Source organism: Arenimonas sp. (assembly GCF_035312645.1).
Taxonomy (GTDB): domain Bacteria; phylum Pseudomonadota; class Gammaproteobacteria; order Xanthomonadales; family Xanthomonadaceae; genus Arenimonas.
Window position 1 is genome coordinate 42387 of sequence record NZ_DATGBO010000103.1, and the last position, 16743, is coordinate 59129.

The 16743-nt window shown below is 62.6% G+C and carries 16 protein-coding genes; 11 read left to right on the forward strand and 5 right to left on the reverse strand.

Features of this window, described 5'->3' with window-relative positions:
* Positions 1–28: 28 nt before the first annotated feature.
* Complete coding sequence (locus VKM35_RS09640; RefSeq protein ID WP_324320803.1) at positions 29–646, reverse strand: TetR/AcrR family transcriptional regulator; 618 nt, start codon at positions 644–646, stop codon at positions 29–31.
* Between the two features lie 216 nt (positions 647–862).
* Between VKM35_RS09640 and ndk the strand changes: the two genes are divergently transcribed.
* The 10 genes from ndk (at position 863) to moeB (ending at position 10374) form a co-directional block, all read left to right on the forward strand.
* Positions 863–1288, forward strand: coding sequence for a nucleoside-diphosphate kinase (gene ndk / locus VKM35_RS09645; protein ID WP_324320804.1), 426 nt, complete (start codon positions 863–865; stop codon positions 1286–1288).
* A gap of 63 nt (positions 1289–1351) precedes the next feature.
* Positions 1352–2455 (forward strand): 23S rRNA (adenine(2503)-C(2))-methyltransferase RlmN, encoded by a 1104-nt coding sequence (rlmN, locus tag VKM35_RS09650; RefSeq protein WP_324320835.1) that lies wholly within the window; start codon positions 1352–1354, stop codon positions 2453–2455.
* Entirely contained in the window at positions 2442–3215 is a 774-nt protein-coding gene (gene pilW / locus VKM35_RS09655) for a type IV pilus biogenesis/stability protein PilW (RefSeq protein ID WP_324320805.1), read from the forward strand. Before rlmN ends, pilW begins: the two co-directional genes overlap by 14 nt.
* Positions 3212–4087 (forward strand): RodZ domain-containing protein, encoded by an 876-nt coding sequence (locus VKM35_RS09660; RefSeq protein WP_324320806.1) that lies wholly within the window; start codon positions 3212–3214, stop codon positions 4085–4087. Before pilW ends, VKM35_RS09660 begins: the two co-directional genes overlap by 4 nt.
* A gap of 72 nt (positions 4088–4159) precedes the next feature.
* A complete protein-coding gene (locus VKM35_RS09665) occupies positions 4160–4810 on the forward strand; it encodes a YfgM family protein (protein ID WP_324320807.1) in 651 nt (216 codons plus the stop codon).
* Positions 4811–4813: 3 nt separating this feature from the next.
* Positions 4814–6034, forward strand: a complete 1221-nt coding sequence (gene bamB, locus VKM35_RS09670; protein ID WP_324320808.1) for an outer membrane protein assembly factor BamB — start codon at positions 4814–4816, stop codon at positions 6032–6034.
* Positions 6035–6037: 3 nt separating this feature from the next.
* On the forward strand, positions 6038–7429 hold the full coding sequence (gene der / locus VKM35_RS09675) for a ribosome biogenesis GTPase Der (RefSeq protein ID WP_324320809.1): 1392 nt from the start codon (positions 6038–6040) through the stop codon (positions 7427–7429).
* A 1-nt stretch (position 7430) separates the two neighbouring features.
* A complete protein-coding gene (gene mobA, locus VKM35_RS09680; RefSeq protein WP_324320810.1) occupies positions 7431–8006 on the forward strand; it encodes a molybdenum cofactor guanylyltransferase in 576 nt (191 codons plus the stop codon).
* Positions 7999–9222 carry a gephyrin-like molybdotransferase Glp gene (gene glp / locus VKM35_RS09685; RefSeq protein WP_324320811.1) on the forward strand — a complete coding sequence of 408 codons (1224 nt, stop codon included), beginning with the start codon at positions 7999–8001 and terminating at the stop codon, positions 9220–9222. Before mobA ends, glp begins: the two co-directional genes overlap by 8 nt.
* Positions 9223–9240: 18 nt before the next feature.
* Positions 9241–10374, forward strand: coding sequence for a molybdopterin-synthase adenylyltransferase MoeB (gene moeB, locus VKM35_RS09690; RefSeq protein ID WP_324320812.1), 1134 nt, complete (start codon positions 9241–9243; stop codon positions 10372–10374).
* Positions 10375–10415: 41 nt separating this feature from the next.
* Here moeB and VKM35_RS09695 read toward each other — a convergent pair whose 3' ends face one another.
* Positions 10416–11180 (reverse strand): LytTR family DNA-binding domain-containing protein, encoded by a 765-nt coding sequence (locus tag VKM35_RS09695; RefSeq protein WP_324320813.1) that lies wholly within the window; start codon positions 11178–11180, stop codon positions 10416–10418.
* Positions 11177–12229, reverse strand: coding sequence for a sensor histidine kinase (locus tag VKM35_RS09700; protein WP_324320814.1), 1053 nt, complete (start codon positions 12227–12229; stop codon positions 11177–11179). Before VKM35_RS09700 ends, VKM35_RS09695 begins: the two co-directional genes overlap by 4 nt.
* Before the next feature lie 259 nt (positions 12230–12488).
* On the opposite strand from VKM35_RS09700, the gene VKM35_RS09705 reads away from it, so the two are divergent.
* Positions 12489–13457 carry a nuclear transport factor 2 family protein gene (locus tag VKM35_RS09705; protein WP_324320815.1) on the forward strand — a complete coding sequence of 323 codons (969 nt, stop codon included), beginning with the start codon at positions 12489–12491 and terminating at the stop codon, positions 13455–13457.
* A 14-nt stretch (positions 13458–13471) separates the two neighbouring features.
* Here VKM35_RS09705 and VKM35_RS09710 read toward each other — a convergent pair whose 3' ends face one another.
* Positions 13472–14368, reverse strand: a complete 897-nt coding sequence (locus VKM35_RS09710; protein ID WP_324320816.1) for a ribonuclease H-like domain-containing protein — start codon at positions 14366–14368, stop codon at positions 13472–13474.
* Positions 14314–16737, reverse strand: coding sequence for a DEAD/DEAH box helicase (locus VKM35_RS09715; RefSeq protein ID WP_414636614.1), 2424 nt, complete (start codon positions 16735–16737; stop codon positions 14314–14316). The genes VKM35_RS09710 and VKM35_RS09715 overlap by 55 nt, the downstream gene beginning before the upstream one ends.
* Positions 16738–16743 lie beyond the last annotated feature (6 nt).

Consider the following 16743-nt stretch of genomic DNA (forward strand, 5'->3'; position numbering starts at 1 on the left):
TTGCTCCGTGGGGGAGATGTGGAAAAGGTCAGGCCGCGCGGAGACCGGCGGCGGCGAAGCGGATCAGGTTCTGTGCGGCCTTGTCGCAATGGGTTTTCTCGCTGACACCGGCCGGGCGCTTGATCAGGCCGAAATCGGCCATCGCGTAAGTCAGGGCGCCGGCGACGAAATCCATGCGCCAGTACAGTTCTTCCTTGCCCAGATCAGGCAGGCAGGGCGCGATCGCCTTGGCGAATTCGCGCAGCACCTGGCCGTAGTTGTCGGACAGGAACTTGCGCAGGCGGTCGTTTTTCTCGGCGTAGGCGCGGGCCAGGACGCGGACGAAGGCCGATCCGTGGCGATCCAGCGTCAGGGCGAGGGCGGGGCGAATGAATGCTGCGAGGATCGGCTCGAGCTCGTTCGGATGCTCTTCCTGTGCTTCCCGCAGGCTGCCCAAGCGGCGCTCGCTCATCTCGTCCATGCGCCGGCGGAAGACCTCGTTGACCAGGTTTTCCTTGGAGCCGAAGTGGTAGTTGACCGCCGCGATGTTGACATCGGCACGGCTGGTCACCTGGCGCAGGGAGGTGCCGGAAAAGCCGTGTTGGGCGAACAGTTCTTCGGCGGCGCCGAGGATGCGGTCCTTGGTGTTGAAATGGGTCGTCGTCATGAGCCACCGAGCGTTCGATTGAAACAGGTGTTTCAATCCTATGACTGAAGCCGGGCTTCGGTCAAACGCCGCATGCGTCCGCTTGGGCCAGGACCGTCCCGAGGGGCCGCCCCGATCCCTAGTCCGATTCTCAGAGTTGGCGCTAAACCCGTGTTTCGACGAGGGTTTTGTGCTAAATTTGCCCGCTTCCCACACCTGTTAGCTGGAGTATTTGTCATGGCGCTGGAGCGCACCATTTCCATCATCAAGCCTGACGCGGTCGCCAAGAACGTCATTGGTCAGATTTACGCCCGTTTCGAAAACGCCGGCCTCAAGGTTGTCGCCGCGAAGATGAAGCACCTCTCGCGTCGCGAAGCGGAAGGTTTTTATGCCGTGCACGCGCAGCGTCCGTTCTTCAACGCGCTGGTCGAATTCATGATTTCCGGCCCGGTGATGATCCAGGTGTTGGAAGGCGAAAACGCCGTCGCCAAGAATCGCGAACTGATGGGCGCCACCAATCCCAAGGAAGCCGCCGCCGGCACCATCCGCGCCGACTTCGCCGAAAGCATTGATGCCAATGCCGTGCATGGTTCGGACAGCCTGGAGAACGCCGCGATCGAGACCGCGTATTTCTTCGCCGCCACCGAAGTTTGCCCGCGCTAAGCGAGTAGAGCCGTGACCGAGGTTTCCACCAAGATCAATTTGTTCGACCTCGATCGCGAGGGCATGGAGCGCTTCTTCGCCGAGACGCTCGGCGAGAAGCGCTTCCGCGCCCACCAGTTGATGAAGTGGATGTACCACCAGCACGTCACGGATTTCGAATTGATGACCGACGTCGGCAAGGCGCTTCGCGCCAAGCTCAACGATCATTGCGAAATTCGCCCGCCGCAGGTGCTGTTCGACAAGGAATCCACCGACGGCACGCACAAATGGCTGCTCGGCATGGATCCCAGCAACGCCATCGAAGCGGTGTTCATTCCCGACAAGGGCCGCGGCACGCTGTGCGTATCCAGCCAGGTCGGTTGCGGATTGAACTGCCAGTTTTGTTCCACTGCCACCCAGGGTTTCAACCGCAACCTGTCCACCGCAGAGATCATCGGCCAGGTCTGGACCACCTCGAAACACCTCGGCAACAAGACCCATCACCAGCGCAAGCTCACCAATGTCGTGATGATGGGCATGGGCGAGCCGCTGCTGAACTTCGACAACGTCGTGCGGGCGATGAGCCTGATGCGCGACGACAACGGCTTCGGCCTTGCCAACAAGCGCGTCACGCTTTCGACGGCTGGTCTGGTGCCGATGATCGACAAGCTTTCCGAAGTCAGCGACGTTTCGCTCGCAGTGTCCCTGCACGCGCCGAACGACGACCTGCGCACCGAACTCGTGCCCCTCAACAAAAAATATCCGATTGCCGAACTTATGGCAGCCTGCGTGCGTTATGCGCTGAGCAAGCCGCGTGCGTCGGTGACCTTCGAATACACGATGATGAAGGGCGTCAACGACAAGCCCGAGCATGCCCGAGCGCTGGCCAAGCTGATGCACGCCATGGATCGCCAAGTGCAGCGCAGCGACAGCGCGAAGGTCAATCTGATCCCGTTCAACCCCTTCGCCGGCACACGCTTCGAGCGTTCCGACGAAGCCGATATCCGCGCATTCCAGAAAATCCTGCTCGACAGCCAGGTGCTGACGATGGTCCGCCGCACCCGCGGCGACGACATCGACGCAGCCTGCGGACAACTCAAGGGGCAGGTAATGGATCGCACCCGTCGCCAGGCCGAGTTCAAGCGCAAGATCGAAGAAGCCAAGGGGATTTCGGATGCGGCGGCCTGAGGTTCTGACCATTTTCGCAACCCTGCTGGCAGCGATGCTGGCATCCGGCGCGGTTGCCCGCGACAAGAGCTCCGACGCGGAGACGCGCGGAAAGATTTCCAATACGGGACAGATCAATCTCGGCCTGGCCCAGAGTTATTTCCAGTCGAACGAACTCAAGGAAGCGCTGGACCGCGCAAACCTGGCGCTGCGCAGCGACCCCGAATCCAGCGACGTCCACGCCATGCTGGGTTTGATCTTCAACAAGATTGGTGACCAGCCCAAGGCAGAGAAAGAGTTCCAGCACGCACTCGCGCTGGCGCCGACCGACGGCGGCGTTCTCAACGCTTACGGCACCTATCTGTGCAGTCGCGGCAAAAGCGACGAAGCCGATGCGGCGTTCGTCAAAGCCGTGCAGGATCCGTTCTACACGATCCCTGCGCAGGCGCTGTTCAATGCCGGCAAGTGCGCGCACGACGCAGGCCAGATGCCCAAGGCGGAAGCGTATCTGCGCCGCGCGTTGGAGCAGGCACCCGACCAGGGCGACATCCTGTTCATGCTCGCCAATGTCGAACTCGCGCAGGGCAAGTATCTTGAGGCACGCGCTTTCATTCAGCGTCGCGAGGCCGTCGGCGGACCGGATCGTGCCGTCCTCGAGCTCGGTGCGCGCATCGAAGACCTCGCCGGCGACCACGCGGCGGCAAAAAAGTATCGCGAACGCATCGAAAGCCTGTCCAACGGTGCCAACTTGCCCACGGGAGAGGGCGCAAGCCAGCCATGACCAACGAATCTTTCCAGGAAACCCTGTTCGAGGACCCGATCGGCAGCCGCTTCAAGCACGCGCGTGAAAAGCTGCGCTGGAGCAAGGAAGCCGTCGCGCAGCAATTGAAGCTGCCGCTATCGATCATCGATGCCATCGAACTTGAGCAATGGTCGCGCCTCGGCGCACCTGTCTATGTCCGCAGCTACATCGGCAGCTACGCCAAAGCGCTGGGCCTGCCGCCGTCGCTTGCCGACGAAGTCGTGCGCAGCCAGCCCGCGCCAGCGCTTGCACAGACCGTCGCCGGCATTCGGCAGCCGCGCCTGTTCGATCGCGGCGTGCAGAAACTCACGTACCTGGTCATGACCGGCGCGATCATCGGAAGCGTGGTGATGTTCGCGATGCATTTCCAATCATCGACGCCACGGGTCGCGGATGTGATGCCGCTGGATCCGCCGGCGAGCACCTCGCTGTCCGCGCCCGCGCCCGCGCCGACCAGTATTGCCGCGACGCCTGCGGCGAATGTGGCAAGCAGCGCAGTGCCCGTTGCGACGACGCCCGAGAACATGGCGCAGCCGACGGTCATGGCATCGCTGGCGCCTTCGTTGCCTGCCTCCGCCGTTGTCGGGGACGACCTGGTGATCAATTTCCGCGGCGAAAGCTGGGTGGATGTCGTCGATGCCGCCGGTGCGCGCGTCGAGCGCGGATTGCTCCCTGCTGGCAGCCAGCGTCGCTATGGCGCCGGAAAAACGGTGCGCATCACGGTCGGCAATGCCGAGGCCGTGGACGTGTCCCAATCGGGCCAGACCATCAGCCTCGCGCCATTTCGTGAGGCCAACGTGGCCCGGTTTACGGTATCCTCCGAAGGCAAGATCATTCCCCCCGGCGGCTGATCTACTCGCTGCCGATCTCCTGAACTTTTTTCCACCGCCTGCAGTCAATGCAGGCCAATGAAGTCACTCCGAATGGACCAACTCGACGAATACGAACAGGGCGAACAAGTCCGCAAATGGCTGCGGCAGAACGGCAGCTCGCTGATTACCGGTATTCTGCTCGGCCTAGCCTGCGTGTTCGGCTGGCAGTGGTGGCAGGGCAAGACCGGGCAGCATCAGCAGGAAGCCGCGACCCAGTACCTGGCCTACACCGATGCCCTTGAAGCCAAGGACGAAGCGAAGATGAAGACCTTCGCCGCGGTGATCGCCGACAAGTACGGTGATACTGCCTACGCAAGTCTGGCTGTGCTGCGCAACGCCGCGTACCTGCAACAGAATGGCAAGACCGCCGATGCCGTCAAGGTGCTTGAGGCAGCGGTTCCAAAAGTTTCCGATCCGCTCCTTGCGGAAATGTTTTCCCTGCGGCTTGCCCGTCTGCAGCTGACGGATGGCAAGGCCGATGCCGCGCTCAAGCGGATTGATGCGATCAAGACGCCTGCCTTCCCAGCACTCACGCAGGAACTGCGTGGCGACGTCGAAGCCAAACTTGGTCATCGCGATCTCGCCCGCAAGGCTTACGAACAAGCGTTGACCCATCTCGACCAGGCATCGCCGGAGCGTCGCCTGCTCGAATTCAAGCTCATTGATGCTGGCGGCCAACCGCCTGCCCAGCCGGAGATCTGATACATGCTTCGTCGCATTGCATTGCTTGCGCTCATCATCGCCATCGCGCCCGGCTGCACCACCGTGAAAGGATGGTTTGGCGGCGGCAAGGTCAAACCCGCCGAACCGGCCGAGTTGCAGAAGCTCAGCAACGCCATGCCGGTCAACAAGCTGTGGTCGATCAGCCTCGGTGATGGCGAAGGCCGCAGCTGGCTGCGCTCGCATCCGGTGCTCGAAGGCAGTCGTCTTTACGCGATCGATGACGAGGGCGAGGTCATCGCCATCGACGCGACCAGCGGCAAGAAACTCTGGACGTCCTCTGCCGTAGACATGAAGGGCAAGCGTAGCAAGCTGAAGTTCTGGAGCCATGAGCAACTCGAAGCAGGCCTCACCGGCGGCCCCGGCGTTGCCAACGGCCTGGTGGTCGTGGGCGGCCGCAATGGCGAAGTCGTGGCGATGGATGCCGACACCGGCACCAAGCGTTGGACCGCCAAGGTCAGCTCGGAAGTGTTGAGCGCGCCGCTGATCGTTTCCGGTCGCGTGATCGTGCGCAGCAACGACGGCCGCGTGTTCGGCCTCGATGCAGCCGACGGTTCGCGCAAGTGGCTGTTCGATCGCGGCTTGCCGCTGCTCACCGTTCGCGGTAACGCATCGCCAGTGGCGGGCAATGGCATTGTCTATATCGGTTACGACGACGGCACCTTGGTCGCGCTGCGCGATGAAGACGGTCTGCGTGTCTGGGAGCAGGCGGTTGCCGAACCCGACGGCCGCACTGAAATCGATCGCATGGCTGATATCGACGGCGAGGTGCAGGTTGGTCTCGAGGAAGTATTCGCCACCAGCTATCACGATCAGACCATGGCGATGTCGGCGGCTAACGGCCACCCGATCTGGACCGCACCGGTCGGCAGCTACGCCGGTATCGCCTTGCTCGGCGACAAGGTGCTGGTGTCCGACAAGGGCGGCAACGTCTGGGCATTGGACCGCGCCACCGGCAATTCGCTATGGAAACAGGATGCCCTCGCGCGTCGCCAGCTCACCACGCCGGTGGTGCAGGGCGATTACGCGGTCGTCGGCGATCTCGACGGTTACCTGCATTGGTTGCGCCTGGATACAGGCGTGATCGTTGCCCGCACCCGCATCGAACGCGCGGCGTTGCGTGGCACGCCGCAGGTTTCCCCGGATGGCGTGCTGTATGCGGTCAGCAACGAAGGCAAGCTCACTGCCTACAAGCTGGGGAACTGATCCATGCTGCCGCTGGTCGCCCTGGTCGGACGGCCCAACGTCGGCAAGTCCACGCTGTTCAACGCTTTCACGCGCACGCGTGATGCCCTCGTCCATGACGAACCCGGCGTCACCCGCGATCGTCATTACGGTATTTGCCGCCTCGACGAAGATCGCCCGTTCGCGATCTGCGATACCGGTGGCTTATCGGATGACGAAGAAGGTCTCGCCGGCGCGACCGCGAAACAATCGCGCGCCGCTGCCGAGGAAGCCGATCTCGTATTGTTCGTCGTCGATGGCCGCGAAGGACCGACCGTACTCGACCAGACCATTCTGGCCTGGCTGCGCAAGACCGGACGTCCGTTCTTCCTCGTCGTCAACAAGACCGACGGCCTCGACGAAGCGGCATGCATCGACGAGTTCGCCAAGTTCGGCGTAAAAATTTCGCTTCCGGTCGCCGCAGCGCATCAGCGTGGCGTGCCGGAACTGCTCGGCCTGATCCTGCCACGCCTGCCCGAGGATCGCGATGCCGCAGTGCTCGCCGAAGATCCGGAACGCGTGCGCGTTGCCTTCATCGGCCGTCCGAATGTCGGCAAGTCGACGCTGGTCAATCGCCTGCTCGGCGAAGAACGGATGATCGCTTCCGATGTTCCTGGCACCACGCGCGATTCCATCGCCGTGGACATGGAACGCGACGGTCGCAAATATCGCCTGATCGACACCGCCGGCCTGCGCCGTCGCGGTAAGGTCGAAGAAGCCGTGGAAAAATTCAGCGTGTTCAAAACGCTGCAATCGATCCAGAGCTGCCAGGTCGCGGTGGTGATGCTCGACGCCGGTGAAGGCGTCACCGACCAGGACGCCACCGTGCTCGGGCATGTGCTCGAAGCGGGCAGGGCGCTGGTGATCGCGGTCAACAAATGGGATGGCCAAACCAGCTATCAGCGCGAACAAACCCTTTCCCTGATCAGCCGCAAGCTCAGCTTCTGCACCTGGGCCGAGAACATGACGATCTCGGCCAAGCATGGCACTGGCATGCGCGAATTGTTCCGCGCCATCCATCGTGCCCATACCTCTGCGACACGCGAATTCAGCACCTCGGAAGTCACCAAGGCACTGGAAGTCGCCTACGCCAGCTTCCAGCCGCCGGCGGTGCGCGGGCATCTGCCGAAGATGCGTTACGCGCATCCGGGTGGCAGCAACCCGCCGACCTTCATCGTCCACGGTACCCGCCTCAAAAGCCTCGCCGAGTCCTACAAGCGCTACCTCGAAAACTTTTTCCGCAAGCGCTTCAAACTGGTCGGCACGCCGATCCAGTTCATCTTCCGCGAAGGCGAAAATCCCTTCGAAGGCAAGAAGAATCCGCTCACCGAAAAGCAGGTCAAGAAACGCCGGCGCCTGCTCCGCCACGTCAAGTAAAGTGATCGCGCGGGCGAGGATTTCCCTGGGGATTCTCGCAGGCGGCCAGGCCCGCCGACTTGGCGGTGTCGACAAGGCCTTCGCCGAATATCGCGGGCAGCCGCTGGTCGAACGCAGCTTACGCGCCACCGGCAACGGTTACGCGCAGATGCTCATCAGTCATCCTGCACAGGACTCGCGCTTCGATGCATTCGGCTTGCGCGCTGTTCCGGACCTGCGTCCTGCGCACCCTGGTCCGCTCGCCGGTCTCGAAGCACTCATGCAAGTCTGTACCAGCGATTGGTTGCTGACATTGCCGGTCGATCTCGCTCGCATGCCGGGGTCCGCATTGGCTTCGCTCGCTTCGATCGAGCCCGTTGACGGCAGTGCGCTGTGCGACGGCGATGGCCTGCAACCATTGTGTGCGCTCTGGCGCGTGGCGACCGTGCTGCCGGTCGTCAGCCGACGCCTCGATGACGGACAATGGAGCGCGCATGGCCTGTTCGAAACCCTGACGATGCAATTGCACGATATTTCGCCGCTACGCCTGGGCAACCTCAACAGCCCCGGTGATTTCGAGGATGCGAACGATGACTGAAGCTTTCCCGCAACGCATCGCTTTCGCCGAAGCCCGGGCGATCATCGATCGCGTCGCCGCGCAGTCGCGCCTGGAAAACGAACGCGTCCCGCTGGCGCGCGCTTTGCAACGCGTACTGGTCGAGCCAGTGATCGCCGGCATCGATCTGCCATCTTTCGACAACTCCGCGATGGATGGTTTCGCATTCCGTCATGTCGATGGCGATGGCGATGCGACTCTGAAATTGCTGGGCGAGCAATTCGCCGGCCAGTCGCAGGATTTTTCCGTCGCCGCCGGGCAATGCGTGCGCATCACCACCGGTGCGCCGATGCCGTCGGGCAGCGACACGGTGGTGATCAAGGAAGACGTGCGCATCGACGCTGATGTCGTGACGATTCCCGGCGGCATCCGTGCAGGCAATCATGTCCGTCGCGCCGGAGAAGATGTGCGTCGTGGCGACGTCGTGCTCACGCCCGGACAAGTGCTCGGTCCAGCGCAGATCAGTCTGGCAGCGGCGTTGGGCCATCACGATCTGTCGCTGTCGCGACGCCCCACGGTCGCTGTATTCACCACCGGCGACGAACTGCGCCCGCCCGGCCAGGCACTCATGCCAGGACAGATCTACGACAGCAATCGCGCATTGCTGCAGACGCTGCTGATCGCCGATGGTTACGAGCCCGTGGCGTGGCCGGTGCTGCCCGACGATCCCGCGCGGATGTTGCCCGTGCTGCGTGATGCCGCCTTCTCGTTCGATCTTGTGCTGACCTGCGGCGGCGTTTCCGCCGGCGAAAAAGACCATCTGCCGAATCTGATCCAGCAACATGGGCAAGTGCATTTCTGGAAAGTGCGTATGCGCCCGGGCATGCCAGTGTTGTTCGGCAAACTTGATGCCGCGCACTTCATTGGCCTGCCCGGCAATCCGGTTTCGGTATTCGCGACCTATCTAACGCTGGCGCGGCGATTGCTGGATGGCCTGCAAGGTCGGCGTGATGTCCGTCCGAACGTTCGCGCTCTGCTCGATGGTCCGGTGCGCAAGACGCACCCGCGCCTGGAATTCCTGCGCGGTCTGCTGCGTTGTGACGAGAACGGACAATTACGGGTGATGCCCAATCCCGCCGACGGTTCGCATCGATTGCGCGCCGCCGCTGATTCCAATGCGCTGATCATCCTGCCCGAAGAAGCCGGCGAATGGTCGGCGGGGCAGGTGGTCGATGTGCTTCCTCTCAGCGGCTTCTGATCACACCAGGCCGACCGCATGACTCAGAGCATCCGCGAAATCACCCCTGCCGAAGCGCTGCAGTTGCAGAAAAAAGGCGCGCCCCTGATCGATGTGCGCGAAGCCGACGAACACGCACTCGGCTTGCCCGAGGCTGCTGCGCCGGTGCCGCGCGCACGACTCGAAGCCGATCCCGCGCAATATCATCCGGACCAAACGCAGGCGTTGTTGCTGATCTGCGCCGGTGGCCGTCGCTCATTGCTTGCAGCGGAAAGTCTCGCGTCGCAAGGCTATCGGCAACTCTATTCGGTCATCGGCGGCTTCCAGCGCTGGCAGGCGGAGGGATTGCCGATCGCTTCTTCCGAGTCGCCGGATTTCCTGCAGCGATACGCAAGGCATCTGCGCCTGCCGCAGGTCGGTGTGTCCGGCCAGAAAAAACTCGCGGCGGCGAGAGTCCTGATTGTCGGTGCCGGCGGTCTCGGCTCACCTGCGGCCTACTATCTCGCAGCGGCCGGCGTCGGCTTCCTGCGTGTGGTCGATGACGATCGCGTCGAACTAAGCAACCTGCAGCGACAGATTCTGCACACTGATGACCGTGTCGGCCAACTCAAGGTTGATTCGGCGAAGCAAACGTTGTCGGCTCTGAATCCGAAGATCGAAATCGAGGCCATCGCCACACGACTCGCTGCCGACAACGTCGAAGCCTTGATCGGCGATGTCGACGTGGTGGTGGATGGCGCCGACAACTTCACCGCGCGCTACCTGCTGTCCGATGCCTGCGTGCAGCTTGCCAAACCTCTGGTCTATGGCGCCGTGCATCGCTTCGAGGGCCAGGTCAGCGTGTTCGATGCCGGGCGTCAGCGCGGCAGCGCACCGTGCTATCGCTGCCTGTTCCCGGATCCGCCCAGCGCAGCGGAAGCGCCGAATTGCAGCGAAGCCGGTGTGCTCGGCGTTTTGCCTGGACTGATCGGACTGCTGCAGGCGACCGAAACACTGAAGTTGCTGCTGCAGATCGGCGAACCATTGATCGGCCGTCTGCTGCATGTCGAAACGCTGGGCATGCAGTTCCGCGAAACCCGACTCAAGCCCGATCCTGCCTGCCGCCGCTGCGCGCCGGGCCGGGTCGCGCTGCCCTACGACGAGGTCGTGGCGTTCTGCGCCGACGGACATTGATGACCTGCGGGTCTGTTTGATCGAGCCGCAACGAATTTCGTTTACATGAATTCCTTGAGCGCATCGCGATGACTTCGGCTCAGGGTAAGGCGACAGCCATCGGCCATCATCACCAGGCAATCGCCGCCAAACCACGGCAGCAGTTTCTTTATCTGGTCGAGATTGACGATGTGCGAACGGTGAATCCGACGGAACTTCTGCGGGTCCAACCGTTCCTCGATGCCGCGCAGGCTTTCCCGCATCTGCAATGACTGGCCATCGATGGTATGCAGGCGCACGTAGTTTCCTTCAGCTTTCACGTACTGGAGATCGGCAGTCCTGATCAACTGGTGCGAGTCGCCGGCACGCACCAGCATGCGCTCGGGAAATTTCTTCTCCCTGGAAAATTCGTTCAATACATTGCGAAGTTGCGATTGCAGTTCCAGCGCTTTCTCGCTGCGCAGCCACGACCTGGCCTTGCGCAGGGACTTCAGAAAACGCTCCTGATCGAAAGGTTTGAGCAGGTAGTCCATGGCGTTGGCTTCGAAGGCGGCCAGCGCGTAGTGATCATGCGCAGTCACGAAAATCGTCGCCGGCATGCGCGCGATGCCGATGGTTGCCACCACGTCGAAGCCGTCAAGTTCCGGCATCTGGACATCGAGGAAAACAAGATCGGGAGCCAGCCGTTCAATCGCGTTCACGGTTTCCAACCCGTCGCTGGCTTCACCCACTACCTCGATGTCGGTTTCGCTCGCGAGCAATTGCTGCAAACGGCGACGCGCCGGGGCTTCGTCATCGGCGATGAGCGCGCGGATGGCGGTCTTCATGCCGGCACCGCGATCGGCTCGGCGAGAGGCAGGCGGAGGCGGGCGATCGTTCCCATGCCGGCGCGGATCAATTCGAAGCGTTGACCAACGCCATACAAAGTCTCCAGCCTCGATCGCGTGTTTCGCAGGCCGATACCGAAGCCGACCTGCTTGGGCAGTTGCGCCGGAGCATCATCCTCGACTTCCAGCATGAGCTCGCTGCCCTCCGTGTAGGCGCGGATGACGATCTCGCCACCCTTGGCGCGCGGTGAAATGCTGTGCTTGATCGCGTTCTCGACCAACGGTTGCAGGATGAAGGGCGGGATGACGTTGCCTTGCAGATCCTCGGGAATCGCCCAGGCGATGCGCAATCGTTGTTCGAAGCGCAGTTTCTCGATTTCCAGATAGGCTTCGATGAACGACATTTCCTGGCGCAGGCTGACCGCCTTGCCGTCGTATTCCTGCAGCGAAATCCGCAACAATTCGCTGAGGCGATTGAGCATACGGTCCGCGGTCGCAACGTCGTAATGCATCAACGAGGAAATCGCGTGCAGCGTGTTGAAGAGAAAGTGCGGCTGCAATTGCATCCGCAAGGACTGCAGTTGCGCCTGCACCAGTCGCGCTTCCAGCTGCGCGGCCTTGACTGCGCGCTGACCCGATAATTCGTGCGCATCCAGCCCCTGGACGATTCCGACCATGAAGGCATAAGTGAGCAGGCCCAGGTGGAAACAGTTCTCGAACGCCACCATGGCGATTTTTGAAAGCGACATGTGGCGACCGACGCCCAGCAGGCGGAACGTGATCCAGTGCCCAAGCACGATATCGATCAGGGTAAACGCCGTGCCGAGCAGAAGATGCAGCAGCCAGGGCTGCCAGTGCCAGCGGATCGGGTAACGCCGGATCAGTGGAATCGCCACCAGGCCCAGGCAGCCCCACAGGAAGAAATGCACCAGGTTGAAGACCGCCAGGTAGCCGATCGAGCCACTGAACACGTCCCGGCAGAAATTGTAGAAGGCGGCCAGACTCCAGGCGCCCCAATAGGCGAGACGCTTGGCGAGACGAAAATCCATGGGGCTTTCCTTGCTGACGGGGAACTGGAAATCGGATTGGGCGGAGTGGGTAGGGCACGGTACCGGACCCGGGTCTATTTTGTGATGCTTTCGTCGGGACTGGCACCGGATTAATCACGGTTCGCACCAGAACCGCAGCGCGGAAGCGGCGGTGGGGGCAGCTTGGTCTGGCCCGGGCCTCTGTCAGGCGGGGCTATACCGCCGGCAACGCCCCATGGCATGCCGGCTCCAAGCTGGATTTTCCGCCAAAGGATCGTGCATGCAAAACGCCTTCTCGAAACTCGCCTTCGCCCTCACTCTTGCGCTGCTCTCGACCGCTGCCGTCGCCGACACCTCCGGCAGTGCGGCAACTTCGGCGCCGTCGAACATCGCGTCGCTCCCTTCGCGCGACCCGGTCATCGAAGGCCTGAACAAGCAGTTGATCACGCTGCTGTCCAACAACCTGCTCGGCCACGGCGATATCAACGCACTCGGAACATTCTTCGCCAGTGATCTGATCCAGCACGACCCCGCCGTGCAGGATGGTCGTGCGGCGATGTTGCAGTGGATCAGCGCACAACGCGCACTGGTGCCGGCGCGCACGCTGACGATCAAGCATGTCCTCGCCGACCGCGACCTGGTGCTGGTGCATTCGCAGGTATCGGCAACGCCGGGCAACGAGATGAGCGGCAGCAATCGCTACGACATCTACCGCCTCGATCGCGGCGTGATCGTCGAACACTGGGCGGTGCGCAGCGGTGTTCCGGCACAGACCGAAAGCGGCAACTCGATGTTCAGCAATCTCTATGTCTATCCCGGCCCGGTGCCGCGCAGCAATGAAGCGCACGAAGAGTTCAACCGCCTGTTGGTGAAGAATCTTTCCGAACAGGTATTCGGCAACCGCAATTTCGCCTTGCTGGACACGTTCTGGGCGCAGAACTATATCCAGCACAATCCCTATGTCGGCAATGGTCGCGCCGCACTCAAGGAAGTCATCGATTACATCGCGCCGGCGGGTTCGAACTACCGCGTGGTGAAGTCGATGGCCGACGGCGACCTGTCGCTGGTGTGTTCGCAGAACACCGATCCGGGCGTGGATCCGGCCAACGAATTCGCCGGCGCGGCGGTTTGCGATCTGTATCGTGTGGTTGGTTTCGAGCTGGTCGAGCACTGGGATGTTGCGCAGGCGGTGCCAGCGACTTCCGCCAACGGCCATTCGATGTTCAGCGATCTGTATCGCCGCCGCTGATCGTCAGTAGTCCATCAGGCCTGCGCCAGCCGCAGCAACAAGGCGCTGAGGCTGCGCAGGTCCTGGTCGTTGTGGGCGACGACGCGGCGCAAGTCGCGGGCGTCACCGCCCTGGAGATAGTCGCGCCAGGCGCGCGGCGCTTCGGCGCCTGGCAGATCGTCTTCGCGGATCACTCCCAGCAACTGCCGCTCGATCGTTGCGAGCCGGCAATTTTCCCAGACACCGCGATAGCGTCGACGCGTGGGAAAAAGCAGATCGAGATGACGCAGGCCGGCAAGCGGGTTAGCCAACCGCGCCAGGCGGTAGCGTGTGGTCAGCAGGGGCGCGTCGTAGCAGCGGCCGTTATAGCTGACCAGGATTTTCTCCGGTGACAGCCACTGCGCGAACGCCTGCAGCATCGCGACCTCGGCGCCCATCGTGGTGATGAACAACTGCCGCAGCCGCAGGCGCTGGTCCGGCCAATCGGCGACGCCGATCATGAAGGCACGCGTGCCGGTGCCACCAGCGAGGCCTGTGGTTTCAGTATCGAAACTCAGGACGTTTTCGCGCGCGATCAAGCCGAAATCGTTAAAGCCGGCGTCGATCGAAAGCGGCGCTTCCGGCCACTCGAGGCGATGTTCGAGATAGCGCAGGCCCGGCGCGATTTCGATGCCGGGCAATTCGCGATCAATCACCCGTGACGGCGAATACGATGTTGCCGACGAAAGCGCCCGCGTGCGGATACCCAATAATCGCCGCAACTCTTCCGGCACCGGACTGCGCGGAAGCTTCGCCCCGATTTCTGTGGTGAGGGTCGCTGTGGCCACACCGCCACCCGCCTGCTGCCGCAGCTTTGCCAGTTGCAATGCCAGCGCCGTCATCGCTGCGCCAACAACGCCAGCACGGTGATCGCCAGTTGCCGCGGCGTGCATTCGCGATCTTCATCGGCAGCGAGCACCGGGCCGACGCAGGCCGGGCAGCCGGCACGACAATCGCAGCGCGTCACCAACTCGCTCGCGCGCAGCAGCAATTCCGCCTGCCGCTGCCACAGCGGATCGCTGAGTCCGATGCCACCGGGGTAGTTGTCGTAGAGATATACCGTCGGCAGAAAACGCTCTGCCACAGCCGGATTGACCAAGCTGCCATCGCTCGAACGCAGCTGGCCGCGCCCACGCCCGTCACCGGCGGCGAACCACGCGCCATCGCCGCTGCCGACGGCTTTCTGCAAGTCCCGCGCTTCCGACATCACCGCCAACGTCGCCACCACATGCAGGGCATGGGCCGCACCGAGGAAGCCATCCAGCGCCGCTTGCCGCGACGGCATTTCGCGATCAAGAATTTCCTGCGGCAGCTGCCACCACATCGCCGTGGTGTGCAGCTCCTGGTCGGGAAGATTCACCGGTCCGTAGCCGATGTTTTCGTGGCTGTAGTAGCGGATCTTCTTGTAGCCGGCGACGCGTCGCAGCACGTGCACTTCGCCATGGTGCGCACTGCCTTGCCCGGCGATGACGCCATCGAAACGTGCGAGCACCTTGAGCCGCGTGTAGTCGATCGCATCGGTGTAATAGTCGACCTGCGTGCGCGTCACATAGGCTTTTCGGCCGTCCCAGTCCAGACGCTCCACCTGATAAGGCGTGGACTGGATCATGTGGATCGCGCCTTCGTACAAGGTCAGCGGTGCCGAGGAAAAATCGACTTCGGCGATGATCGTCTGGCGGCCATCGCTGCGGTCGACCACGACGAAGTTGCCGTCGGCGACCGAACGCAACGACACTGCGTTGGCCGGATAACTGTCGGCGATCCATTCCCAGCGCTCGCTCTCGCGATGCAGCACGCCACTTTCGCCCAGCACCTCGAGGTAGGGGGCGGCATCGGCCGGACCGAATGCTTCGCCACGAAGAAACGGCAATTCGAACGCAGCGCAGCGGATGTGGTCGAGCGCGATCAGCGGCTGGTCGGGGTGGATACGCGCATGTTCGGGCGACGCATCGGAAAAAAATTCCGGATGCCGCACCAGATATTGATCGAGCGGATTGCTGCTGGCGACCAGCACGCCCAGCGAGGGTTTCCGGCGGCGGCCGGCGCGACCGATGCGCTGCCAAGTCGCCGCGACCGAGCCCGGATAACCGTTGAGCACAACAACATCGAGGCTGCCGATGTCCACGCCAAGTTCCAGTGCCGAGGTGCTGACGATGCCGTCGACGCGGCCGTCGCGCATCGCCCGTTCAGCCTCGCGACGTTCGTTCGGCAGATAGCCGCCGCGATAGGCGCGGATACGAGCCGACAGGCGTGGGTCGTGATCGAAGACGTCCTTGAGATATTTGGTCAGCACCTCGACCATGGTCCGCGACTGCGCGAACACCAGTGTTTTCAACCCGGCCTTGATCGCGATGCGCGCGATGCGATTGGACTGGCTGCGCGCCGAAGCGCGCAGGCCGAGGTCGGGATTGACCACGGGCGGATTCCACAACAGCACGTGCTTGTCGCCGGAAGGCGCACCGCTTTCGGTGATCGCGGTGACGGCAGCGCCGATCAGCGCCTCGGCATGCGCCTGCGGGTTGCCGATCGTCGCCGAGCACAGGATGAATTGCGGATTCGCGCCATAGAAAGCGCAGACCCGCCTGAGCCGGCGCAACACATTGGCGACGTGCGAGCCGAACACGCCGCGATAGCTGTGAATCTCGTCGATCACCACGTACTGCAGGTTCTCGAAAAACTGCGCCCATTTGGTGTGATGCGGCAGGATCGCCTGGTGCAGCATGTCGGGATTGCTGATCACGATATCGCCGTGCAGGCGAATTGCCTGGCGCGCATCGCCGGGCGTATCGCCGTCGAAGGTGCAGGCCTTGATGCCGAGCTCGCCGGCACGGACGAGTTCCAGAAGATCGGCGACCTGATCCTGGGCCAGCGCCTTGGTCGGAAAAAGATAGAGCGCCTTCGCCTGCCGGCGCATCACGCCAGCGAGCACCGGCAGCGTGTAGCAAAGACTTTTACCGGACGCGGTCGGCGTCACGATCACGACGTTGCTGCCGGCCTTCACCGCCTGCCAGGCTTCGCCCTGATGGCTGTAGAGCTGCTCGATACCACGGGCTTTCAACGCCGCCGCGAGGCGCACGGGGAGGTCATTCGGCAGCGGGACAAACTTTCCGCTGCGACCGGGCACGTGGATCACGCCGGTGATGCGGTCAGCGTATTTGCGCTGGAGACGTTCGCTGAGGTGGTGGCTGTCGGCGCGCTCGCCATGGCTGACGGGAAGGGTGGAAATGTCCTCGATATTCTGGCGGGCGATCAGGGAATTCATGGGTGC